This window comes from Aliiroseovarius salicola, from assembly GCF_027891095.1.
In the GTDB taxonomy this organism is placed as follows: Bacteria; Pseudomonadota; Alphaproteobacteria; order Rhodobacterales; family Rhodobacteraceae; genus Aliiroseovarius; species Aliiroseovarius salicola.
In genome coordinates this window covers 435567-457541 of sequence record NZ_JAQIIO010000001.1, presented here as the reverse complement: position 1 = coordinate 457541, position 21975 = coordinate 435567, and the positions used below count along the sequence as shown (strand labels likewise).

Here is a 21975-nt window from a genome sequence, read left to right as displayed (position 1 = left end):
GGGATAACGGGCGATATCCTAACGTAAAAAATCATCCGGTGGTCGGGCTCTTTTTTCTTGCCGAAAATACCTCGGGGTGAGCGAGCTTGTCTCGCGAGGGGCAGCGCCCCTTCTACCGCCGCCGCGGCCCTTTCGTCACCGCATAATAATCCGGCGGGCGCTTGGCGATCCAACGGATGAACTTCGCCAATTCAGGATGCGCGCGCAGCGCATCAATCGTGGCGTACTCCCGCGCAAGCTCGGTTTCGCTTGCCACCAGGTGGATCTGATTGTGGCAGATCTGATGAAGCAGTACGGTTTCCCCCCCTTTGCCACCGCGCAGCCGCGGCACCAGATGGTGTCGGCTTTGCCTGACGTCAGTCGGGATATGCCGGCCACACAATGGGCAAATCGGATCAAGGCTCTTGCGCTTTAGGGTCAAGACACTATCAACTCCTGCAGTTTCGATGCAGATTGTGCCAAGTATGAGCTGAAGGGGTAAATGATGGAAGAGCAACCGGAAATCGTGCAAAAAATCTGGTCCTATGTTGAACCGGCCTGGGAACTGGCGCAAAGCTGGCTTCTCTCCCCTGCTGCATGGTCGCAATTTGCGCTTCTTGTGGTGGCCTTTCTGGCGGCGCGCTACGCCAATGGCAAGCTCACCCCGCTGATCCAGAAATACCTCACTCCCAAGAAAAGCCGTGGTGACATTTTCGCGAAAATCATGAATTTTTCGCTCCTGTTTCTGCCATTGATGCTGCCCCTTCTGGCCTTTGCCTTTACCGGCATTGGCGAGGCGGTCACGCGCTCGATCTTCGGCTCCGGCGCGGTGATTGCATTCGGAAAGCGCGTATTTTTATTCCTCGCGGTGCGGGCCTTTGCCAAGGAAATCCTCGCGGACCCCTTCCTGAAGCTGCTGGGAAAATATGTCCTTATTCCAGTCGCCGCCCTTTATACGATCGGCTTGCTGGACCCAGCGATGACTTGGCTGGACAATGCGGTGGTGCCGCTTGGCAATATGAGCTTTTCGCTGCTCTTCGCCATTCGCTTTGCCGTGGTGGGTGGGATTATCTTCTGGTTTGGCCGCTGGTCCAACGACCAATCAGCGCAGCTGATCAAACAACAAGAAGATATGCGCCCCGCCACGCGGGAACTTGCCGCCAAAGCGGCTGAGATCGGCATCTTTGGCGCGGCTTTCCTGGTCTTGATGAACATCATGGGCGTGAATCTCACCTCGCTTGCCGTCTTGGGTGGTGCGATTGGTGTGGGGTTGGGCTTTGGTCTGCAACAGATTGCGTCCAATTTCATCTCCGGCGTGATCCTGCTGCTTGAAGGGCAGGCGACCGTTGGCGATTACGTCGAACTGGATGGGGGCGAGGCCGGAACCATCGTGAAAATGACCGCCCGCGCTGCGATCCTCGAAACCTTTGATGGGCGCTGGATTGTGGTGCCGAATGAACATTTCATCACCACCCGCGTGGTGAATTACTCCGATGCAGGCAGCGCCAACCGCTATGAGGCCCCGTTTTCGGTCAGCTATGACAGCGATGTGGAAGAGGTGGCGGAATTGGTCGAAAAAGCTGTGAGTGAGCTTGATTTTGTGCTGACCGACACCCCCGAACACATGCCCGATTGCGAGTTGCGTGCCTTTGGCGAAAGCGGTATCGATTTTGCGCTCGAATTTTGGGTTGAAGGCATCGATGACGGGCGCAACAAGTTCACCCCGCGTGTGATGGTGCAGATCTGGAAAACGCTTAAGGAAAACAATATCGAAATCCCCTATCCGCACCGCGTGGTCGAAATGAAGAACGGGACGCTGCCAGCATGAAAACCGCAATGGTCATCGGGGCCGGCCCTGCCGGGCTGATGGCTGCGGGAGAATTGGCACGCGCAGGGATTAAGGTAGTCGTGGCCGAGGCCAAGCCTTCACCCGCACGCAAATTCCTGATGGCCGGGAAGTCCGGGTTGAACCTGACCAAGGGCGAGCCTCTTGAGGTGTTCTTGGGCAATTATTCCGGTAGTCCCCGTATTCGCGATATCACCGCGGAATTCGGACCGGAACAGGTTGCCGACTGGACGAGGGGTCTGGGGCAGGAGGTGTTCACGGGGTCGTCGGGCCGCGTCTTTCCCTTGGTGATGAAAGCCTCACCGCTCTTGCGCGCCTGGTTGGCGGAGCTGGATGAATTGGGCGTGACCTTGAAGACTCGCTGGCGGTGGGCTGGCTGGGATGGGGATCGTTTGATCTTTGATACACCGGACGGACGTAAGTTTGAGACGCCCGATGTGACCATTCTTGCGCTTGGCGGAGCCAGCTGGGCGCGGCTCGGATCAGATGCCGCCTGGGTACCGTGGCTGGCAGAAAAAAGCGTGGATATCGCTCCGTTTCAAGCCAGCAATGCCGGGCTTTTGGTCAATTGGTCGACGCATATGGAACGGCATTTCGGCAGCCCGATCAAACCCGCGCGCCTGACCGCCGGGGCACACTCAGTCCGGGGTGAATTTGTGATCTCACAACGCGGGCTGGAGGGCAGTGCGATCTATGCGATGTCGAAACCAGTTCGGGACGGGGCCGAGCTGTGTGTTGATCTCGTGCCGGACCGCGATGTGGTTGATGTGGCGGCACGCCTGAGTAAATCGCGCGGCAAGACATCGTTGGCCAATCACCTGCGCAAACAATTGAAACTCGGCCCGGCGCAAATCGCGCTGTTGCAGGAATTTGCCCGGCCCCTGCCGCAGGATTCACAGGCGCTGGCCGCCGTCATCAAGGCGTTGCCAATCCGTCATGATGGGCTGCGGCCAATTGATGAAGCAATTTCCGTGGCCGGAGGGCTGCGGTTTGACGATCTGGACGGCGGGCTGATGATCCGCACGCTGCCCGGCGTGTTTGCCTGTGGTGAGATGTTGGATTGGGATGCGCCCACGGGGGGGTATCTGCTCACGGCCTGTTTTGCCACTGGGCGCCATGCGGGTCGTGCGGCGGTGCGGTTTCTCGAAGGGTAGGGGCTCTGCCCCTCGCGAGGCAAGCTCGCCCACCCCGAGGTATTTTTGGCAAGAAAAAAGAGCGTTGTCTTTAATCGTTGAAAGGACCTACGCAGAGGGCTTTTGAGTTCTCTGACATCACTGGCGTGCGCGTTTATAGGCGTCGCGGGTTGTGAGCGATTTCAGATAGGTCCGAAACTCTTCGTTCTGCACGTCAAACCGGGCGTTCTCTGCCCAAGTGCCGCAATGACCTGCGATGATATCGGCGATGGTCATATTCTCGCCCATCAAGAAGGGACCGGGGCGTTTACGGCGCATGAGCTCATCAACCGAACGGGCAAGCTCCCATTTCAAGGTGTCTTTCACCTCTGGCACACGGCGTTCCTCCGGCAGGATGAAACTGTGGCGCGCGGCGGTCCAGAGACAGGCATCGAACTCGTCGAGCAGGAAGCCGGTGAACCCGTCCTGATGGGCGCGTTCAATGGTGCCAGCGGGATATGTCAGGCGGCCGTGTTTGTCCGCCAGATAGGTGAGGATCGCGGTCGAATCGGTGAGTGTGACCCCGTCTTCGATCAGCACTGGCACCTTGCCAGCAGGGTTATGGGTGCGCACATCATCCGACTGTGGCATATGCGGGTGATGGGTGTACTCCAACCCCAATTCCTCAAGCGCCCAAAGTACGCGGAATGTGCGTGAGGGAACCGGGCCGATCACGGTGACACTCATCGTTTGCCTCCCAGCATAGCAAGGCGGATCAGGGTCCGCTCCATCAGCGCCAATTGTGGTGCTTTTTGTGCAGATCTCAAAGTGAGGTCGGTTTCGATCAGGGTTTCCAGTGCTTTTTCAAGGCGATATGTGCCCCAGTTCTGGGCTTGACGCACCATCCGGTCGCGATTTTTGAAATGCACCGGCGGGCGCAGGCGGTTGATGCCTTGGCCGGGGCCGTTGGGGTCTGAGCTTGCGGCGTGAAGTGCGCGGAAATGGCGGGTGGCGCCGATGCAAAGCGCCACGGCCTGCGTGCCTTGTGCCTGCAGTTTCGACAGGACCGGGCCGATTTCATTGCTGCGCCCTTCGGCAACGATATGCAGGAGCGTATCCAGCTCTGCCTCGGTTGATGCCGGTGCCACAGCGAGCACATCGTCCGGGATGACTGGTGTTGGATCGGACAGCTTGTAAAGCGCGAGCTTTTCGATGGTCTGGCGGAAGTCCCCCGGATCCAGATCGCGCGACAGACCCATCAGGTCATTCATTGCTTCGCGGTCCACCTCGCCCAGACCGGCCCGTTTGAAGTCGGCTTCGATTTCTTCTCGCGTGGGCGGGTCGTCATAGATCCCGGCGGCATAAGCATTGGGGTGGGTTTCAAAGAGTTTACGCAGCTTGCCCTTGGGCTTCAGCGAACCAGCGGTGATCACCACCTGCGCGTCACCCTCTTGCCAGTCCTCAAGCGCCTTGGTGACGATATCGCCCACCAGTTCGGTGGCGTCTTCGACAAAAGCCACGCGGGGGCCGGGGAAAAAGCTCTGCGCTTTAATCGCGTCCGACAGCATTGCGGGATCCTTGCGCAGCTCACTCGCTGGAATGCGGGTCAGGCGCATTTCCTCTTCGCCCTGCGGGCCAATGAGGGCGGCAATCAACTCTTGCCGTTTCAGTGCCACGCGCATTGGGTCGGTGCCGAAAATCAGCACGCCCGTGCGCTGCGGTTCCGGTTTGGCAAAATAGCGCGCCGCGTCGCGGGTGCTGAGTTTCATGACCCCCAGCCCGAATAGGTTGCCATCAAGCGGGTGGTGATCAGGTCGGCCATCGACACCATAAGGCGGCGATAGGCGTCACGTTCCACGGCGGCGGTCGATACGGTGGACCCTTCCGAGGAGTATGAGGTGAAGTTTGACACGGTGCCCTTGTGCACGACTTGATCGGTGTCGCGTTCTACCACCTCGTAACCCACTTCACCCATCACCTGCGTGCGGGTGATTTCCTGTGCGGCCGTCACACCAAGACCCTGCGTGCGGGTGGTGATTGTATAATTCAGATCGTATCGGGCGGAAAGATTGCGCCCCAGCCGCGCCTCAAGCGCTTTGACCAGCTCAAACCCTTCGCGCGTGTCAGGTTCGGCAATGGTGACCGAGCCTTGCAGCCCCTCGCCACTGCCGCCCGGCGCATAGACCGGCGTGAAGCCGCAGGCAGAAAGCCCGCCTGCGAGCAGAAGTGCAAGAAATGAGCGGCGATCAGACAACCACATTTACGATACGTCCCGGAACAACAATGACCTTTTTCGGCGCTTTGCCATCCAGCGCCCTGATCACAGCATCCTCGGCCAGCGCAAGTTTTTCAACCTCGGCTTTGTCCATATCTTTCGGCACGCTGATTTCCGCACGGCGTTTGCCGTTGATCTGGATTGGCAGGGTCACGCTGTCTTCGGCCAGCATCGCCTCATCCGCTTTGGGCCAATCGGCTTGTGCCACCAGACCAGCACCGCCCAGCATCGACCAGATCTCTTCCGAGAGGTGCGGGGTCATCGGTGACATCAGTTGCGCCATCACACGCATGGCCTCTTTCTGCGCTTTCCCGCCCGCTTTTGACTTCGAAATGGCGTTCTGGAAAGCGTAGAGCTTGGCGATGGCCGCGTTGAAGCCGAAGCTTTCAATGCCCATGGTCACGTCATGGATGGCCTTGTGCGTGGCGCGGATCAGGTCTTCGTCGTTCCCGTCTGCATCATCCATCTCGGCAATCTTGGCGGCTGTGGCATAAACGCGGCTCAGGTGCTTGGCGGCGGCTTCTGCACCGGAGGCAGTCCATTCCACGTCACGTTCGGGGGGCGAATCGCTCAGAACAAACCAGCGCGCGGTGTCAGCGCCAAAGGCGTCGATGATGTTCACCGGGTCGACCACGTTGTTTTTCGACTTCGACATCTTGGCCGAGGGGATCACCTTGACCTTCTCGCCGGTCTCTTTCACCACCATCACCCCGTCACGCTCTTCCACATCCTCGGGGTAGTGGTAGATCGCGCGACCGTTTTCGTCGGTGCGCTCGGCGTTCTTATAGATCGCGTGGGTCACCATGCCTTGCGTGAACAGTGCATTAAACGGCTCGCGCGCCTTCTCGGGAAGATGGCCACAGATGTTCATCGCGCGGGCGAAGAAGCGTGAATAGAGCAGGTGAAGGATCGCGTGTTCAATGCCGCCGATATACTGGTCGACATTCATCCAATAGGCCGCCTCTTCCGCATCGGTGGGCGTGGTCGCCCCCGGCGAGGTGAAGCGCGCGTAATACCAGCTCGAATCGACAAAGGTGTCCATCGTGTCGGTCTCGCGCTGGGCCGGTTTGCCACAGGATGGGCAATCACAGGCGCGCCAGTCCGGGTTGCGGTCCAGCGGGTTGCCGGGGATCGAGAAATCAATCGGATTGCCGCCTTCGTCAAAGGGCAGTTTGACCGGCAGGTTCTCTTTCTTCTCAGGCACCACGCCGCAATCGTCGCAATGCACCACCGGGATCGGGCAACCCCAGTAGCGTTGACGGGACAGGCCCCAGTCGCGCAGGCGGAATTTCTCGACGCCCGTGCCCCAATCCGCGTCCTCGGCGAATTTCACCGTGGCTTCAACAGCCTCTTCGCCGGTGGCTTCATCCAGCCCCGCGAAGTGGTCCAGCCATTTCACCTTTTCGGTTTTCGGCGGCACAAAGGCTTCGTTTTCAACCGGTTTCGGATCGTCCAGAGACAGGAAGGTGTCTTTCACCGGAAGGTCGTATTTGCGGCAGAAATCAAGGTCGCGCTGGTCATGCGCCGGGCAGGCGAAGATCGCGCCGGTCCCGTAATCCATCAGGATGAAGTTGGCGATCCAGACCGGCAGCTCCCAGTTCGGATCCAGCGGGTGTTTCACCCGAATGCCGGTGTCATAGCCGAGCTTCTCTGCGGTCTCGATGGCTTCCTCGGTGGTGCCACCCTTGCGCATTTCGGCGATCTTGGCAGCAACTTCGGGGTTGTCCGCTTCCAGCGCCTTGGAGATCGGGTGGTCGGGCGAGATGCCCACAAAGGATGCCCCCAACAGCGTGTCGGGGCGGGTGGTGTAAACCTCAATCGACTCACCGCCATCGGTGCGTTCGAACGAGAATTGCAGACCTTGCGAGCGGCCAATCCAGTTGGCCTGCATCGTGCGCACCTTCTCGGGCCAGTTGTCCAAGCCATCCAGTGCGTCCAGCAGTTCGCCCGAGTAATCCGAGATCTTGAAGAACCATTGCGTCAGGTCACGACGTTCCACCGGCGCACCTGAACGCCAGCCGCAGCCGTCAATCACCTGCTCGTTGGCCAGAACGGTCATGTCGACCGGGTCCCAGTTCACGGTGGCGTTCTTGCGGTAAACAAGACCACGCTCCATGAAGTCGATGAACATTGCCTGCTGCTGGCCGTAATACTCCGGATCACAGGTGGCAAATTCGCGCGACCAGTCGATCGACAGGCCCAGCGGGCGCATCTGGCCTTTCATGGTCTTGATATTGTCATAGGTCCAGGTGCCGGGGTGGCCACCCTGCGCCATCGCCGCGTTTTCAGCCGGCATGCCAAACGCATCCCAGCCCATCGGGTGCAGCACCGAGAAACCGCAGCTCGATTTGTACCGCGCGATCACGTCACCCATGGTGTAGTTGCGCACGTGACCCATATGGATGCGACCGCTGGGGTAGGGGAACATCTCAAGCACGTAATATTTCGGACGGTTCGGATCCCGCTGGGCGGTGAAAATCCCGGCTTCGTCCCAGGCCGTTTGCCATTTCGGTTCGATGTCGGCGGCGGTATAGCGGCTCATCCAGATGACCTTTCGCATTCATTTCGCGCAAATTCGCACCGGTGATAAGGGGCGCGGGCTGCGGCGTCCAGCCTTCTTGCCCATATCCAGAGGGGTTGCGCACGGAAAATCCGCTTTCCGGCAGGGATGTTGTTCCCTGATTAACCGTCACGGGCTAGGGTGATCTCATATTGGCAGACGTGTTATTCATCGGCAGGCATCATGAAGCTTCTCTTCATCCATCAGAATTTCCCTGGGCAATTCCTGCATCTCGCCCCCGAACTGGCGGCGCAGGGGCATGAATGTGTGGCGCTCACGCTTCGGGTGAAGGAACCGACCTTATGGAACGGGGTGAAGGTGCTGCCCTATACGCTCGACATTCCAAAAGACGCGACCCATCCGCATCCATGGCTGACCAACACCAACACGCACCTGATCCGGGCGCATTCCTTTTTCAAAGCCGCCTGCGCGTTGCGGGATCAGGGGTTTACCCCGGATGTGATTGTCGCCCATCCCGGTTGGGGGGAATCGCTGTTTGTGAAGGATGTCTGGCCAAATGCGCGGCTTGGGCTTTTTTGCGAGTTCTACAATGGCCCGGAGCAAGCGGCATTTGAAGGGGAGGTGACGCCGGAAGATATCCTGCGCCTTCGCATGAAAAACATCACCAATCACCTACATTTCGCCATCGGCGACGCGGGCCTGTCGCCCACCCGGTTTCAGGCCGATAGTTTCCCCGATGCCTTCCACGACAAGATCAGCGTGGTTCACGACGGGATTCGCACAGACTTGCTCTTACGGAACGAAAATGTCCTGTTCGAAGCCGAAGGCGTGCCCACACTCACCCGCAATGACGAGGTGATCACCTTCGTCAATCGCAACCTCGAACCCTATCGCGGCTATCACATCTTTATGCGCGCCCTGCCGCGCCTTCTGCGCGAACGACCTAATGCGCAGGTTTTGATCACCGGTGGGGACGAAACATCTTACGGCGCGCCGCCGCCCAAGGGGCAGAGCTGGAAACAGATCTATATAGATGAGGTGCGCGATCAGATCCCAGATCAGGATTGGGCGCGGGTGCATTTCCTTGGTCGCATTCCCTATGACCAATTCACCAAAATGCTGCAGGTCAGCCGGGTGCATGTCTATCTGACCTATCCCTTTGTACTCAGCTGGTCCCTGCTCGAAGCGATGTCCTGCGAGGCCGCCATTGTCGCCAGCCGAACAGATCCGGTGGAAGAAGTGCTGACCGATGGCCAAGCCGCGCGCCTGTTTGATTTCCATGATCCCGAGGCGCTGACGGACAATGTCGTGGCCCTTCTGAATGACCCGGAAGAACGTCAACGCCTTGGCGCTGCAGCTCGTGCACATGTCATTCAGAACTACGACCTGCAAACCATATGTAAACCGCGCCTTGTCGACTGGGTGCAATCCCTGCACGATTTACCGCCCTCTCCACCCAGGCATGTTGCGCGCTAGCCCCGCCATCACGTGTTACCCCTTGGTCTTTTTCTTGCCAGAAATACCTCGGGGTGAGGCCCGCAGTGCTGAGGGGCAGAGCCCTTGCCGCGGTCAAATAAAAAACGCGCCCCGGATGGGACGCGCTTTCAAAACGGATCTTCGCGTTTCTCAGAGCTTGCCGTCGCCGATCCGCAACTGGCGGGCCCGTGTCAGAATCGCATCTTCGATCTGACGCACGGCGCTTGCGCTGGCCGGACCTGACCGGGTGTAAAGCGCAACCGTCAGCGATCGCGCATCCAGCGCCGGGTCTTTAACATAAACCGTAGCCTTGTAGCTCGCGCCGCTGCCAGGCGGGCGACCATAGTCAAAGACAATTATACCGGTGAAAGGGTCAGCCGCTTTAACCGGCATGAAATCCAGAACATCCAACGCAGCGTTCCAGATGTACTTGTTTACTTCCACAGTGGTGTTGGGATCATCCACATTCGCAAACAGATCCCAGATCGTTTCGCGCTGTTCTTCCGCTGCGGGGGTGTGCCTTACACCAGATTGCTGTGTGTCATTGCTTTTCGACCCACCAAACAGGTTTCCCGAACCAATTGAGCCACCACCACAGGCCGACAGGGCAACACCTGCAATCATCAAAAGGCCAAGAGTTGATTTTCGCAAACTGCCCATCAAGTAACGCCCCATTTTTTCTAAATCACTTTGTTAGTATATAAGCCCCCCAACGCGGGCAAGTATTTTCCCTGCAAGAGCAAAACGATGGGCAAGCGGAAAATCGCGCGCGAAAGTTGCAATATTTCGCTTTGTTTCAGACTCCCCGCCGGGTGCGTGAACAAACTGTGGCAAAGAAGCACCAATATCCTCCACAAACTAATTTCAGGGCCTCACTGCGCTTGCAAACAGCGGCGGGAAGAGGAAAAACACCCCCATACTCAATTCGGATTCCCCGACTTGAGGTGAACTCTTAAAATTCATGAGGGAAAACGAAATGAAAAAAGTTCTCTTCGCTTCGACCGCACTGGTTGCTTCGGCTGGTATCGCTGCTGCTGACGTAAACCTGTCGGGTGGCGCAAACATGGGTCTGAAATACAACGACAACGTTGCTAATGCTGAAGACCTGATCCTGCACAACGAAATCACCCTGACCGTTGCCATGACCGGTGAAACCGATGGCGGCCTGGGCTTCGGCGCAGACATGACCATCACCGCTGGTGGCGTTGGTGACGTTGTTGTGTACATCGAAGGCGGCTTCGGCAAACTGTCGGCTGGTAACGTTGACAACGCTGTAGAAGCTGTAACCGGTCTGGGCGACCTGGGCTTCGACGGCATCGGCACCGACAACATTGCTGAAACCCTGCGCGGCGACTCGGCTGCTTCGCTGCTGTACACCGGCTCGTTTGGTGACTTCTCGGTTGCAGCTTCGGCTGGCCTGTCGACCTCGAACACACTTGCTCACAGCGACGACTTCGCTGTTGGTGCAAAATACGCGATGGGTGACTACTCGATCGCAGTTGCATACGACGAAGCCGCTGGCATCAACGCCATCCACGTTCAAGGTAACGCCAATGTTGGTGACGTAGCTCTCGCAGCTCTGTACTCGACCACCACCGGCACCGTTGCTACCGATGTAACCGCATTCGGCATCACCGCCGGTTACACCATGGGTGCAACCACCGTGACCGCTGCTTACTCGCAAACCGAGTCGACCACCGCAGCAGTGACCACCACTACTGAAGGCTACGGCATCGGCGTTGCTTACGACCTGGGCGGCGGCGCTGCAGTTAAAGGCGCTATCGGCGAAGTTGCTGGTAACACCGTTGCTGATCTCGGCATCACCATGTCGTTCTAATCCATCCGGATTATTACGAGGGAAGAGCGGGCCTTGTGCCCGCTCTTTTCTTTTGGGACATCTGGTTGGACAGATTCGCATCAAGACCCTTTGAGAGGTGCCCCATGCCCCTTGCCGACATTCAGGCCCGTATCACCAAGGAAGAGACCCGTCTGGGTCGTGCTCCCGGTTCAACCAAGCTCATCGCCGTATCAAAGGTCCAGCCGCTTGATCGTGTGATCGCGGTTCTTGAAGAAGGTCACCGGATCTTTGGTGAGAACAAGGTTCAGGAAGCAGTGGGCAAATGGCCAGACCTGAAAGCGCAGTTTGATGGGGTGGAACTGCACCTGATCGGCCCATTGCAAACCAACAAGACCCGACAGGCCATGGGTCTGTTTGACGTGATTCATTCCGTTGATCGCCCGAAACTCGCCAAAGCCATTGCCCGCATTGCCAACGAAGAGGGGCATTGCCCGCGGCTGATGATTCAGGTGAACACCGGCGAAGAAGAACAAAAAGCCGGGGTGCTGCCCGCGGACGCGGATGCGTTCATCGCCGAATGTCGCGCGCTCAGCCTGCCCATCGAGGGGCTCATGTGTATCCCGCCTGCGGATGAAGAACCCAGTTTGCATTTCGCCCTGCTCGCCAAAATCGCCAAGCGCAACAACCTCCCCGAATTGTCGATGGGTATGAGCAGCGATTTCGAGCGTGCGATTGGCCAAGGGGCGACCTATGTCCGCGTTGGCTCCGCCATCTTTGGAGCACGCGACTACGGGTGACACCCAACCCCCTCCTTTCCTGGGTTCAAATATCCTGGGGTGAGCGCGTAGCGCGAGGTGCAACGCCCCTAACAGGCTCACGAAGTGAGCCACCGGCAGCGCGCCCAGAGCGTAAGCGAGGGTGCCCTCGATACCGGATGTACTCCCGCACCTTTTCTCCCTCTGGTCGACCGACTTGGGCGAGGCTCACTGCGTGAGCCTGTGCCTCCGGCGGGGATATTTATGACCAGAAAATAAGGATCAGCGCACGTGGATTCGGCTGTCTATCTGCCATTGGGTGAGGATCCAGGTGAGATCGCGTGGCGCGAAGGCAATGCAGCCCGCGGTGGGATATCTGGGGCGGCGCCAGTTATGCACAAATAGGGCAGAGCCTTTGCCCGGTTTGGCGACTGGCCAATTCCAATCAGAAATCAGCAACAGATCATACAGCGGTGGCCCCATCCGCAGGTTCTCGTGACTGGGCGCATAACGGTGCGCGCGGACCAGATGGTTATAGTTGGGATCTTCAATGTCATCTGACCATCGATCCTGAGGACCGATCGGGCGGAGAGGCAGGGCAGAGGCCGGGGCAGTCCTGCGGTCGGCGCGATACATGCCCGCCGCAAGCAGCCAGACCCCGCGCGGTGTGGCGCCATCGCCTTCGCGTTTGTCATCCGTCATCCCGCCACGCCCAATGGCACATGGGATCTGCCGCCCCATGAAACGTGCACCCCAGCGGGTCACGATCATGTCGTGACGGTGTGGAACGGATCGGTGTGGAATGGCGCGGCGCAGAAGCGTCACAGCAGATGCCCCGATTTCCGCGCCTTGGTGGCCAGATATTCGGTATTGTGCGCCCCTTCTCCGACTTTCAGGGGGACGCGTTCCACCACATCAATGCCGGTGGCCTGCATCATCTCCACTTTGCGCGGGTTGTTGGTCATCAGGCGCACAGCCGAAAAGCCCATGGTCTTGAGGATCTCGGACCCGATGCCGAAATTTCGCTCGTCATCTTCAAACCCCAGACGGTGGTTGGCCTCGACCGTATCGAAACCCTGATCCTGAAGGGAATAGGCGCGCATCTTGTTGGCCAGACCAATGCCGCGCCCTTCCTGATTGAGATAAAGCAGCACACCGGCCCCGGCCTCTCCCATTCTGCGCAGTGCAGTATTGAGCTGTGGACCACAGTCACATTTCAGGCTGCCCAACACGTCGCCGGTGAAGCAGGCGGAATGCAGGCGGGCGAGCACGGGTTTGTCACGCGGTGGGCGGCCGACCTCAATTGCGTAATGTTCCTCGCGCCCGTCAGCCGGTCGGAAAATGTGCAGGCGTCCGGCTTCGGATGCAGCCATGGGCAGACGGGCATGCACAATGGGCACAAGGTTCAGCGCGGCCACATGGTCATCGGTCAGGTGCAGCACGGTGAGCAGGTGGGTACGTGCAAGTTCCTCGGCATTCTCGATTTCAACCACCAACACAGCGGGCAGAAGCTGGGCGGATTTGGTGAGTGCCACAGCCTGTGCCTCAAGCGCGTCTTCACCGCCGCGGCAGGTGGAAAGTGGCCCTTTCATCGGGTGGGTCAGATCGTCCGCCGGATCAGCAATCGCCGCAATCCAGCGCGTGTCGGCGTCATCCGGCAGGATCACGCGGGCTACTTTGTCGGAATAGGCGCGGGCCTTGAGTGTCTCCGCCCGGCGGGTGGTGATCGCAAGCACCGGATCCCCCAACCCCCGGAGTTCACGCAACCGCGCAGCTGTCAGCGTTTCCACTGCAGCTGCGATCACGGCACGCCCGTTCCGGACCAGCACCACCGGCACTCCCATGCGCAAATCGGCACGGGCGCGGGCAATCAGTTCATTCAGATCCGGGATCAGGTCCGCAAATCGGGTCATGGTGCTCTCCTTGCTCTCATATCTAGTGTGCCTGACCGGCAAGGGGAATGGAAAAGGACGGTGAGATTGGGGATGTTCACGGCAATTCTGGTAAAATTCTGAAACAATTCCCACAATTTGCTGAGCATAAGCACACGAGGACGTGAGGGGATTGTTGCAAAGCTTGTCAAAGTGCTGTCCCCGCCACATGTCTTGAAAAACGGGAAGTGATCGCCACACCGATCCGCTTATAGGAAGGGAGAGATAAATGTCGAATTTGAAGAAGATCCTGTTGGTGGATGACGATGAAGATCTGCGTGAGGCATTGGCCGAGCAGCTTCTGATGACCGAAGAGTTCGACGTGTTTGAGGCCGGAAATGGCGCCGAGGCGATCGTAAAGTCGAAAGAAGCGATTTACGATCTGGTGATTCTGGACGTGGGCCTGCCAGACACCGATGGGCGTGAGCTGTGCCGTGTGATGCGCAAACAGGGCGTGAAATGCCCTGTGGTGATGCTGACCGGCCATGACACCGATTCTGACACCATTCTTGGGCTGGATGCGGGCGCCAATGATTACGTGACCAAGCCGTTCAAATTCCCTGTGCTTTTGGCACGCATTCGCGCCCAGCTGCGCCAGCATGAACAATCCGAAGATGCGGTGTTCCAGCTTGGGCCGTATACGTTCAAACCGGCGATGAAAATGCTGATCACCGAGGATGACCGCAAGATCCGTTTGACGGAAAAAGAAACGAACATCTTGAAATTTCTCTATCGCGCCACAGATGGAGTGGTGGCCCGGGATGTGCTGTTGCACGAAGTCTGGGGCTACAATGCGGGTGTGACCACCCACACGCTGGAGACACATATCTACCGTCTGCGCCAGAAGATCGAACCTGATCCCTCAAATGCGCGCATTCTGGTGACCGAGAGCGGCGGCTATCGCCTGAACGGTTGACCAAAGACCTTTAGCGCCGGGGATCAGGCGCAAGAAATCCCACGTGCCAGGGTTATGGCACATCCTCCCTGTCAGACTGGCCCGGGCTTTCATGCCCGGGCTTTTTTTGTCGATGGATGCATCCTGTCGACGTTAGGTATTTGCCGGTAACTATGTTAGTTTAGAAGCCCATATTTCGAGAAACGAAGCTGGTATATCTGAATTCTGACATGTCATATTGATCAAATCGAAAGGTCCTCATTCCATGGATTTTCCTGACTTTATTGAAAACTTCCCTGCGCTTGATGTGCCCTTCCCCGAAGAAGAAGTGCAGACAAAGGCAATCCGGTCTGACGCGGGGTTGGTGGTGTTCTTCTCATTTCCGCAAGATTTCGTGCTACCGCTCCATTCACACAAAGCCCAATGGGGCACTGTGCTCGAAGGCGAGGTAGAGCAGACAATTGGCGGGGAAACGCGTGTCTATGGCCCTGGGGACAGCTATTCGATCCCATCCGGGGTTGAGCATGGTGGCAAGATCAAAGCTGGCAGCCGGGTCATTGACGTCTTCGAAGAACCAGACCGCTATCCGGTCAAAGGATGATGTCTGTACAGGTGTCACCCGTCCGCTCGTCCGAAGACATCGATGATGTCCGTACCTTGGTGTGGGAGTTCTTCGACTTTCTGCGTGTCCGCTATCCCGAGATGCTTGAAACGATCGACAATTACCTTGTCGAACAGGATGTTGCGGGCGAACTTGCGGCGTTTGAGCGGTTCTTTCTTCCGCCACATGGCGAGTGTTTTCTGGCGCGACTTAATGATCAGCCAGTTGGGCTTGTGATGATGAAACCTCATGGCGAAAATGATGCCGAGATGAACCGCATGTATGTGCGGGATGCCGCGCGGGGTCATGGGATTGGTCGCAAGCTGGGGCAGGCACTGGTGGATGAAGCCCGTCGGCAGGGACTCGGGGCCGTGTGGCTTGATGCGCTGTATCGCCACGTTGAGGCTCTGCCGCTTTATGAAAGCCTGGACTTTGAATATTTCACCGACCCCGAGGCCTTTGGCGGCGATGATGAACGGGTCCTTCATATGAAGTTGGAGTTAAGATAACGCGTTGGGCCAGTCAATGACCTTGAGAATTGACAGTGCCGAACAGGTCTTGCTGCTTTCCACTTTGGATTCTGGATCGGTCTGGCAACGGCAATCTACGGGGTGATCATCTGGATCGCCTCGGTCCATCTGGCATGGCATTATGCGGTGGATGGATTGGTTGCAGGGGTTGCGGTTTGGATCACCTGGGTGGTGATCCGCCAGCTGCTCGGCCTGAGAGCAAGCTGGTCAGACTAGTCGTCCAATAGCCAGTCTGCCTCCGCATCAGGTATCATGCTTCATCGGTTCTCTGCCCGCCACTTCACCGAGATCCCTCCATGCGGTCGGAGGGTTTGGATGATGTGGAATACAAGATGTTTGAGGCTTCAAATGTTGAAAAGTGTCCCCACACCATAGGCCAACCCAGCCGCGCAGCCGCCGATCAACAATGTTTCGATCGCAGATCGCCACCATGGGCTCAGCGACCAGTGGCTTTTTAACGCCCCGATGGCAAAGAAGCTGGCCATGGTCATCCAGGCAGAAATGGTGAACGCGCCTTCGAGTTTCAGAATGAAAGGCAGCAGGGGGATCATCCCGGCAACAAGGAATGACAGGAACGTCGTCAGCGCGGCACGCATCGGATTGGGATCAATACCCCCAAGCCCGTATTCGCCCTCCATCATCAGGTTGATCCAGCGTTCCTTGTCTTTCGTGACTGCATCGGTCGCCTCATCCAATATGCGGTCAGACAACCCTTTCTGAGACAGAATTTCCCGCACTTCGCGCCATTCCCCTTGCGGGTTGGACTGAATATGCTGCTCTTCAATCTTGCGAATACGGCGGTAGTTGTCCTGATCCGCTTTGGTGCCCGAATAGGCCGCGGCGGCCATCGAAAACCCGTCGGCCAGCACATTGGCCAACCCCAGAACGACGATGATAAAGGGGGACAGCCCCGCGCCTGCCACGCCTGCCACGATGGCAAAGGTCGTCACCGACCCGTCAATCGCGCCATAAACCGCATCGCGCAGAACACCTTTCCCCGGTGGCGCGCCAATGCGCGCGGCAATTTCTTGTGTGCTGTGGCCATGATCGGACATTGCGGGCCTCCGTGTGCTCAGTCTGGAGATGCGTTTGCGGGGATACCTTAAGGCAGATCAATGTAGTGGCTTTAGTGCTGTTTCAATCTTCCGGCCGAACCGCCTCATCCCCCAACAGATAGCGCGGTCCGGAGCCTTTTTCGGCGGCCACATCATCCGGGTTGTAAAGCGCACAGCGGTCAAGCGAGAGGCAGCCGCAGCCGATGCAGCCATCAAGCTTGTCGCGCAGCCGGGTGAGAGCGGCGATCTGTTCGTCCAGTTCAGCGCGGAAATCCTTTGAAATCTCGCTCCAATCATTGGCATTCGGTGTGCGCTTTTCCGGCAGTCGCCCCAGCACTTCGCGGATGCGGTCCAGTGTAAACCCAAATTTCTGCGCGATCATGACGAAGCTCAACCTGCGAATATCAGAGCGCAGAAACCGCCGCTGTCCGCCCGCATTGCGCTCCGGGGCCACCAGACCCTGCGTCTCGTAGTATCGGATTGCGGATACCGCCAACCCGGTGCGATTGGCCAATGTGCCAATGGAAATCTCGTTTCGGCGTTCCATCCAGACCTCCTGAAGAAATAACTTGAGCTAAAGTTAGCTTTAGGAATTATCAAGTGAGTCGCAACAAATCAAGGAGGCCGAAATGGCAGTACTGGAACATGTGAATGTCACCGTAAGCGACCCAAAAGCCACCGCTGTCTGGTTGGGCGCGGTATTTGACTGGAAAGTTCGTTGGGAAGGGGACGCCATGTCGGGTGGATATACGGCTCATGTGGGCGACGAGACCAGCTATGTGGCGCTCTACACCCCCAATCAGGATATGAATAAACCGCAGCATTCCTACACCACACGCGCGGGGCTTAACCATGTGGGGGTGCTGGTGGATGACATAGAGGCCACTGAGAAACGGGTCGCGGCGGCCGGTTTCACCCCGCACAACCACGCCGATTACGAACCGGGAAAGCGGTTCTATTTCGATGACCATGATGGGGTGGAGTGGGAAGTCATCTCGTATGATTGAGTAAACAGGGGCGAGGGGGAACTCGCCCCTGTTTACTTTTTAATCCGTCCTTTATGGTCGCCGCAAACGTGCGTTCACCGGAGGATATCATGAGCTTCACCCTTGCCACCTGGAACATCAATTCTGTTCGGCTGCGGGAACCGATTGTGCTGAAACTTCTGGAAGATGAGGCGCCGGATGTGCTTTGCCTGCAGGAATGCAAAAGCCCGGTTGAAAAGATCCCGCTCGAGGGGTTTCGCGCGCTGGGATACGAACACATGGTGGCCCGTGGACAGAAGGGTTACAACGGCGTGGCCATCCTGTCGCGCATTCCGATGGTTGAAGCAGACAGTCATGACTTTGCTGATCTCGGCCATGCCCGCCATATTGCCGGGCAGTTGGAAAACGGGGTGACGGTTCATAATTTCTATGTGCCCGCAGGCGGCGACGTGCCGGATCGCGAGGTGAATGAGAAATTTGGCCAAAAGCTCGATTACCTCACCGAGATGCGGGACCATTTCTTCAAGCAAAAGCCGGGAAAATCCATTCTGGTGGGGGATCTGAATATTGCCCCGCGTGAAGATGACGTCTGGTCGCATAAGAAACTGTTGAAAGTGGTCAGCCATACGCCGGTCGAAGTGGAGGCACTGGCGCAGGTGCAGGATTCAGCTGGTTGGGTGGATGTGACCCGGCAGGATATTCCAGAGGGCCAGCTTTACAGCTGGTGGAGCTATCGTGCGAAAGATTGGGACGCTGCGGACAAAGGGCGCCGGCTGGATCACGTCTGGGCCACGCCGGATATTTCCAATGCCGCACATGGGTCGCGGGTTTTGCGCGATGCGCGGGGCTGGGAAAAGCCTTCGGATCATGCACCGGTGTTTGCGAGTTTTGATCTCTGATCAGGGGCTTTGCCCCTCGCAGCTGCGCTGCTCACCCCAAGGTATTTCTGGCAAGAAAAAAGGCGAAGCAGGCGCGGTGGCCTTGCATGGGCGGCGGGCATACTCCATCTAAGGGACAACGCTAGATAACAAGGACGCATTGCCATGGAACTCGACCTGGGCCAAGCCGCAGCACCCGCCGCTGATCTGATCAAGGATAGCTCTGAGGCCACCTTTATGCAGGACGTGATCGAAGCCTCGAACGAGGTGCCGGTGATTGTCGACTTTTGGGCGCCATGGTGTGGGCCGTGCAAGCAGTTGGGACCGGCGCTGGAGGCGGCAGTGACCGAGGCCAAGGGCCGCGTGCGCATGGTCAAGGTCAATGTGGACGAGAACCAGATGATCGCAGGCCAGCTGCGCGTGCAGTCGATTCCAACGGTGTATGCCTTCTGGAAAGGGCAGCCAGCGGACGGGTTTCAGGGAGCATTGCCGCCCAGCGAGATTACCGCCTTTGTAAACCGCGTGGCTGATCTGGGTGGGGATGGCGGTCTGGCGGATGCCATTGCGGCGGCGGATGAGATGCTTGAGGCTGGCGAGGCAGCGGATGCCGCGCAGACCTACGCCGCGATTTTGGAAGAAGATCCCAATTCTGCCGCAGCCTTTGGTGGATTGGCACGTGCCACCATTGCCATGGGCGATCTGGATCAGGCCGAGGCCGTTTTGAACGGAGCGCCTGCTGAGATTTCCGAAGCGGCGGAACTGGAAGCCGCCCGCGCCCAGATCGAGCTGGCGCGTCAGGCAGAAGATGCCGGACCAGTGGGCGAGTTGCGCGCGGCGGTTGAGGCCAATTCAGATGACCATCAGGCCCGATTTGATCTTGCGGTTGCATTAAATGCGGCTGGCGACGCAGAAGCGGCGGTTGCCGAACTTTTGGAGCTTTTCCGCCGTGATCGTGAATGGAATGACGGGGCTGCCAAGGCGCAACTGTTCACCATTTTCGACGCGCTTGCCCCCAATGACGCAGTAGCGCTGAATGGCCGCCGCAAACTGGCCTCGATGATTCTGGTCTGAACCGCTTGGTCAAACGGAAAGGTCGCGCTAGGGTGAGATATGATCACTCCTGCGGACCTGCCTGATACGATCCCGCTATTCCCTCTTGCCGGGGCGCTTTTGCTGCCCCGCGGTCGACTGCCCCTGCATGTGTTTGAACCGCGCTATCTGGCGATGGTGGATGATGTGCTCAAGACGTCGGGGCGCGTGATTGGCATGATCCAACCAATTGGCGACAGCGAACGCCTGTATGCGATTGGATGTGCCGGACGGATCACGTCGTTCACGGAAACGGAAGACGGGCGCTATATGGTCACGCTGACGGGTGTGTCTCGGTTTCGACTGGGCGAGGTGCAGGAGGGCTTTACCCCTTACAAGCGCGCCCATGTGGATTGGGCCAGTTTTTCGCGTGATCTTGGGGTGGCGGAACATGACCGGGCGTTTGACCGGGACCAATTCCTTGATCTTCTGTCTCGTTATTTTGCCACCGAAGAGTTGCAGTCCGATTGGAAAAGCCTGAAAGAGGCAGAGGATGAGCTGTTGATCAATGCGCTGTCCACGCTGTGCCCGTTTGATTCCGAGGACAAACAGGCGCTGCTGGAAGCTCCGTCGCTGACGACCCGGCGGGAAACATTGGTCACCCTGATGGAATTTGCCCTGCGAAGCGGGGAAGGAGATGAGAAACTGCAATGACTGACGCCAAAGAAAGCCGGAAAGATGAGGGGCCGCAAGTCGACCGCCACATGATCGAAGCGCTGGTTTGCCCGGTTACCCAGACCACGCTGAGTTACGATGCGGAGAAGCAGGAACTTGTCTCCAAAGCCGCCAAAATCGCCTTCCCGGTGCGCGGCGGCATTCCGATCATGCTGGTGGATGAGGCGCGCAAGCTCGAGGAGTAAGCGCATTTGGCGGTGTTATTGCACGGCTGATCTTGGCCGAGTTTGGCAAGTGTATAAAGCTGATCTCCAAGTGGAGTTTTGAGCTTTGAGCAGTCTGTTCAATTCATCACGAATTTGATTCCGCCAAGTTGTGGTTTGCAGCACGTTGCAGCTTTCGTACCTCGACCCAGTGTAGAAGTGTGGTGCCAATACGGGCGGCGCAGCGTTCGGAAAACTGCACGATGCCTTGCCTGATGGACCACCAGTGACCTGCTCGTCTTTGGGCGTCGCGAAGGCGCAGGAGGTTCACATATTCCTGTCGCATCAGGTCGGGTCTAAGATACGCCTGTCTAGGGTGATTAGATGAAAATTGATCGAGCTGAATATCGTGCAACATTTTGGGCTCCTCCAATTTTGTTTTTGGGCTCTAGAGACATTATTCTCCATTTCTAATAGTTGAAGAATAATTGATAACAACATTGACTATTCCATAATTTGGAATAGCAAGAAGTATGGACATGCTAAAAGCGATGCGGGTCATCGCCGAGATTTCGTACCACGGAAGTTTCGCGCAAGCGGCGCGGGCAATGAATCTTTCGGCTCCGTCCATCACGCGCATCGTTGCAGAGCTGGAGGCCGACCTCGGTGTTCGGCTCTTCAATCGGAGTACTAGAAGTCTTGCGCTTACACCTGAAGGTGAAAACTTCCTTCGACGAAGCGAAGTCGTTTTGCAAGAAATCGAGGCGCTTCGAGATGTCACCAAGGAACAGCATACAAATCCCAGTGGAAAGCTGGTTGTCACAAGTGCTGTCACCTTTGGAAACGAAATGCTGGCACCGATATTGCCCGAGTTCTTACGGCGTTATCCGCAGGTTTCCATTGATTTACGCCTTGGCAATCGGCCGGTCGACCTCATTGAAGAACACGTGGATGTCGCGCTCAGAGTCGGATCCGGTCCATTGCCCGATTCTTCCCTCACAGCGATACGCGTCTGCGGCTTCCGGATGATATTTGTCGCCACCCCCAGCCACATCGAACGCTATGGTTTCCCCGGGGTGCTCGATGATCTGGTTGGGCGTCCAATCGTCAAACTCGCTATCGGTAGTTGGGGCCATGTCCAACGGCTCACCGCTCCTGAGGGCGAGATCGATTATTCTATTCCCAATCAGTATGTTGTCGATTCTTACAGGGCGCAGATTTGGGGGGTTTTAAACAGTGACAGTTGCGCACTCATGCACGACTATGTGGCTAAACAAGAGCTGGAAGCCGGGCGGCTTGTACGCCTGCTACCTGATTGCCAGACTGTTGAACAGGACATCTATGCGCTCTACGCACACCGAACCTTGATGTCCGCCCGTATCCGCGTTTTCATCGATTTTCTCAAGGAGGTAATGGCCTGAACGGATTGG

At 57.6% G+C, this 21975-nt stretch carries 26 protein-coding genes; 15 read left to right on the top strand and 11 right to left on the bottom strand.

Annotated elements, in window-relative coordinates; genetic code table 11:
• Nucleotides 1-112: 112 nt before the first annotated feature.
• Nucleotides 113-421: an HNH endonuclease family protein gene (locus O2N63_RS02315; RefSeq protein ID WP_271052495.1), complete on the bottom strand. Its 309-nt coding sequence runs from the start codon at nucleotides 419-421 to the stop codon at nucleotides 113-115.
• Nucleotides 422-484: 63 nt separating this feature from the next.
• Between O2N63_RS02315 and O2N63_RS02310 the strand changes: the two genes are divergently transcribed.
• Together O2N63_RS02310 and O2N63_RS02305 are read left to right on the top strand one after the other, a co-directional pair.
• Nucleotides 485-1807: a mechanosensitive ion channel family protein gene (locus O2N63_RS02310; RefSeq protein ID WP_271052494.1), complete on the top strand. Its 1323-nt coding sequence runs from the start codon at nucleotides 485-487 to the stop codon at nucleotides 1805-1807.
• Entirely contained in the window at nucleotides 1804-2979 is a 1176-nt protein-coding gene (locus tag O2N63_RS02305; protein ID WP_271052493.1) for a TIGR03862 family flavoprotein, read from the top strand. The genes O2N63_RS02310 and O2N63_RS02305 overlap by 4 nt, the downstream gene beginning before the upstream one ends.
• A 117-nt stretch (nucleotides 2980-3096) precedes the next feature.
• Here O2N63_RS02305 and O2N63_RS02300 read toward each other — a convergent pair whose 3' ends face one another.
• From O2N63_RS02300 to leuS, 4 genes are read right to left on the bottom strand one after another with little or no spacing between them, the layout of a single operon-like run.
• Nucleotides 3097-3684, bottom strand: coding sequence for a glutathione S-transferase family protein (locus O2N63_RS02300; RefSeq protein ID WP_271052492.1), 588 nt, complete (start codon nucleotides 3682-3684; stop codon nucleotides 3097-3099).
• The gene (gene holA / locus O2N63_RS02295) at nucleotides 3681-4706 is read right to left on the bottom strand and encodes a DNA polymerase III subunit delta (protein ID WP_271052491.1); all 1026 of its coding nucleotides are present in this window, start codon (nucleotides 4704-4706) and stop codon (nucleotides 3681-3683) included. The genes O2N63_RS02300 and holA overlap by 4 nt, the downstream gene beginning before the upstream one ends.
• Nucleotides 4703-5197 carry an LPS assembly lipoprotein LptE gene (lptE, locus tag O2N63_RS02290; protein ID WP_271052490.1) on the bottom strand — a complete coding sequence of 165 codons (495 nt, stop codon included), beginning with the start codon at nucleotides 5195-5197 and terminating at the stop codon, nucleotides 4703-4705. The genes holA and lptE overlap by 4 nt, the downstream gene beginning before the upstream one ends.
• Nucleotides 5184-7754 carry a leucine--tRNA ligase gene (leuS, locus tag O2N63_RS02285; protein WP_271052489.1) on the bottom strand — a complete coding sequence of 857 codons (2571 nt, stop codon included), beginning with the start codon at nucleotides 7752-7754 and terminating at the stop codon, nucleotides 5184-5186. Before leuS ends, lptE begins: the two co-directional genes overlap by 14 nt.
• Nucleotides 7755-7955: 201 nt before the next feature.
• On the opposite strand from leuS, the gene O2N63_RS02280 reads away from it, so the two are divergent.
• Nucleotides 7956-9209 (top strand): glycosyltransferase, encoded by a 1254-nt coding sequence (locus O2N63_RS02280; RefSeq protein WP_271052488.1) that lies wholly within the window; start codon nucleotides 7956-7958, stop codon nucleotides 9207-9209.
• A 150-nt stretch (nucleotides 9210-9359) separates the two neighbouring features.
• Here O2N63_RS02280 and O2N63_RS02275 read toward each other — a convergent pair whose 3' ends face one another.
• Nucleotides 9360-9869 (bottom strand): DUF3576 domain-containing protein, encoded by a 510-nt coding sequence (locus tag O2N63_RS02275; RefSeq protein ID WP_271052487.1) that lies wholly within the window; start codon nucleotides 9867-9869, stop codon nucleotides 9360-9362.
• 316 nt (nucleotides 9870-10185) lie between these two features.
• Here O2N63_RS02275 and O2N63_RS02270 point away from each other — a divergent pair, with 316 nt between their 5' ends.
• Together O2N63_RS02270 and O2N63_RS02265 are read left to right on the top strand one after the other, a co-directional pair.
• Nucleotides 10186-11046 carry a porin gene (locus tag O2N63_RS02270; protein WP_271052486.1) on the top strand — a complete coding sequence of 287 codons (861 nt, stop codon included), beginning with the start codon at nucleotides 10186-10188 and terminating at the stop codon, nucleotides 11044-11046.
• Nucleotides 11047-11150: 104 nt separating this feature from the next.
• Nucleotides 11151-11804: a YggS family pyridoxal phosphate-dependent enzyme gene (locus O2N63_RS02265; RefSeq protein ID WP_271052485.1), complete on the top strand. Its 654-nt coding sequence runs from the start codon at nucleotides 11151-11153 to the stop codon at nucleotides 11802-11804.
• 240 nt (nucleotides 11805-12044) lie between these two features.
• Here O2N63_RS02265 and O2N63_RS02260 read toward each other — a convergent pair whose 3' ends face one another.
• Together O2N63_RS02260 and ribA are read right to left on the bottom strand one after the other, a co-directional pair.
• The gene (locus O2N63_RS02260) at nucleotides 12045-12533 is read right to left on the bottom strand and encodes a L,D-transpeptidase family protein (RefSeq protein ID WP_271052804.1); all 489 of its coding nucleotides are present in this window, start codon (nucleotides 12531-12533) and stop codon (nucleotides 12045-12047) included.
• Nucleotides 12534-12583: 50 nt separating this feature from the next.
• Nucleotides 12584-13675 (bottom strand): GTP cyclohydrolase II, encoded by a 1092-nt coding sequence (gene ribA, locus O2N63_RS02255; RefSeq protein WP_271052484.1) that lies wholly within the window; start codon nucleotides 13673-13675, stop codon nucleotides 12584-12586.
• A gap of 247 nt (nucleotides 13676-13922) precedes the next feature.
• On the opposite strand from ribA, the gene O2N63_RS02250 reads away from it, so the two are divergent.
• The 4 genes from O2N63_RS02250 to O2N63_RS02235 all read left to right on the top strand — a co-directional run bounded on the left by O2N63_RS02250 (nucleotide 13923) and on the right by O2N63_RS02235 (nucleotide 15935).
• Nucleotides 13923-14609, top strand: coding sequence for a response regulator transcription factor (locus O2N63_RS02250; protein ID WP_271052483.1), 687 nt, complete (start codon nucleotides 13923-13925; stop codon nucleotides 14607-14609).
• Between the two features lie 244 nt (nucleotides 14610-14853).
• Entirely contained in the window at nucleotides 14854-15189 is a 336-nt protein-coding gene (locus tag O2N63_RS02245; protein ID WP_271052481.1) for a cupin domain-containing protein, read from the top strand.
• Complete coding sequence (locus O2N63_RS02240; RefSeq protein ID WP_271052479.1) at nucleotides 15186-15698, top strand: GNAT family N-acetyltransferase; 513 nt, start codon at nucleotides 15186-15188, stop codon at nucleotides 15696-15698. Before O2N63_RS02245 ends, O2N63_RS02240 begins: the two co-directional genes overlap by 4 nt.
• 102 nt (nucleotides 15699-15800) lie before the next feature.
• Nucleotides 15801-15935 (top strand): hypothetical protein, encoded by a 135-nt coding sequence (locus O2N63_RS02235; RefSeq protein WP_271052478.1) that lies wholly within the window; start codon nucleotides 15801-15803, stop codon nucleotides 15933-15935.
• Nucleotides 15936-16063: 128 nt separating this feature from the next.
• On the opposite strand, the gene O2N63_RS02230 is transcribed toward O2N63_RS02235, so the two are convergent.
• Entirely contained in the window at nucleotides 16064-16774 is a 711-nt protein-coding gene (locus O2N63_RS02230; protein ID WP_271052477.1) for a VIT1/CCC1 transporter family protein, read from the bottom strand.
• Nucleotides 16775-16856: 82 nt separating this feature from the next.
• A complete protein-coding gene (gene soxR, locus O2N63_RS02225; RefSeq protein WP_271052476.1) occupies nucleotides 16857-17321 on the bottom strand; it encodes a redox-sensitive transcriptional activator SoxR in 465 nt (154 codons plus the stop codon).
• 82 nt (nucleotides 17322-17403) lie between these two features.
• Here soxR and O2N63_RS02220 point away from each other — a divergent pair, with 82 nt between their 5' ends.
• The 5 genes from O2N63_RS02220 to O2N63_RS02200 all read left to right on the top strand — a co-directional run bounded on the left by O2N63_RS02220 (nucleotide 17404) and on the right by O2N63_RS02200 (nucleotide 20587).
• Complete coding sequence (locus tag O2N63_RS02220; protein ID WP_271052475.1) at nucleotides 17404-17781, top strand: VOC family protein; 378 nt, start codon at nucleotides 17404-17406, stop codon at nucleotides 17779-17781.
• A gap of 89 nt (nucleotides 17782-17870) precedes the next feature.
• Entirely contained in the window at nucleotides 17871-18659 is a 789-nt protein-coding gene (locus tag O2N63_RS02215; RefSeq protein WP_271052474.1) for an exodeoxyribonuclease III, read from the top strand.
• Nucleotides 18660-18803: 144 nt separating this feature from the next.
• A complete protein-coding gene (locus O2N63_RS02210; protein ID WP_271052472.1) occupies nucleotides 18804-19709 on the top strand; it encodes a tetratricopeptide repeat protein in 906 nt (301 codons plus the stop codon).
• Nucleotides 19710-19748: 39 nt separating this feature from the next.
• Nucleotides 19749-20381: an LON peptidase substrate-binding domain-containing protein gene (locus O2N63_RS02205; RefSeq protein ID WP_271052471.1), complete on the top strand. Its 633-nt coding sequence runs from the start codon at nucleotides 19749-19751 to the stop codon at nucleotides 20379-20381.
• The gene (locus tag O2N63_RS02200; RefSeq protein ID WP_271052470.1) at nucleotides 20378-20587 is read left to right on the top strand and encodes a Trm112 family protein; all 210 of its coding nucleotides are present in this window, start codon (nucleotides 20378-20380) and stop codon (nucleotides 20585-20587) included. The genes O2N63_RS02205 and O2N63_RS02200 overlap by 4 nt, the downstream gene beginning before the upstream one ends.
• Before the next feature lie 106 nt (nucleotides 20588-20693).
• On the opposite strand, the gene O2N63_RS02195 is transcribed toward O2N63_RS02200, so the two are convergent.
• On the bottom strand, nucleotides 20694-20963 hold the full coding sequence (locus tag O2N63_RS02195; RefSeq protein WP_271052469.1) for a hypothetical protein: 270 nt from the start codon (nucleotides 20961-20963) through the stop codon (nucleotides 20694-20696).
• A 115-nt stretch (nucleotides 20964-21078) separates the two neighbouring features.
• On the opposite strand from O2N63_RS02195, the gene O2N63_RS02190 reads away from it, so the two are divergent.
• Nucleotides 21079-21966, top strand: coding sequence for a LysR family transcriptional regulator (locus O2N63_RS02190; protein ID WP_271052468.1), 888 nt, complete (start codon nucleotides 21079-21081; stop codon nucleotides 21964-21966).
• Nucleotides 21967-21975 lie beyond the last annotated feature (9 nt).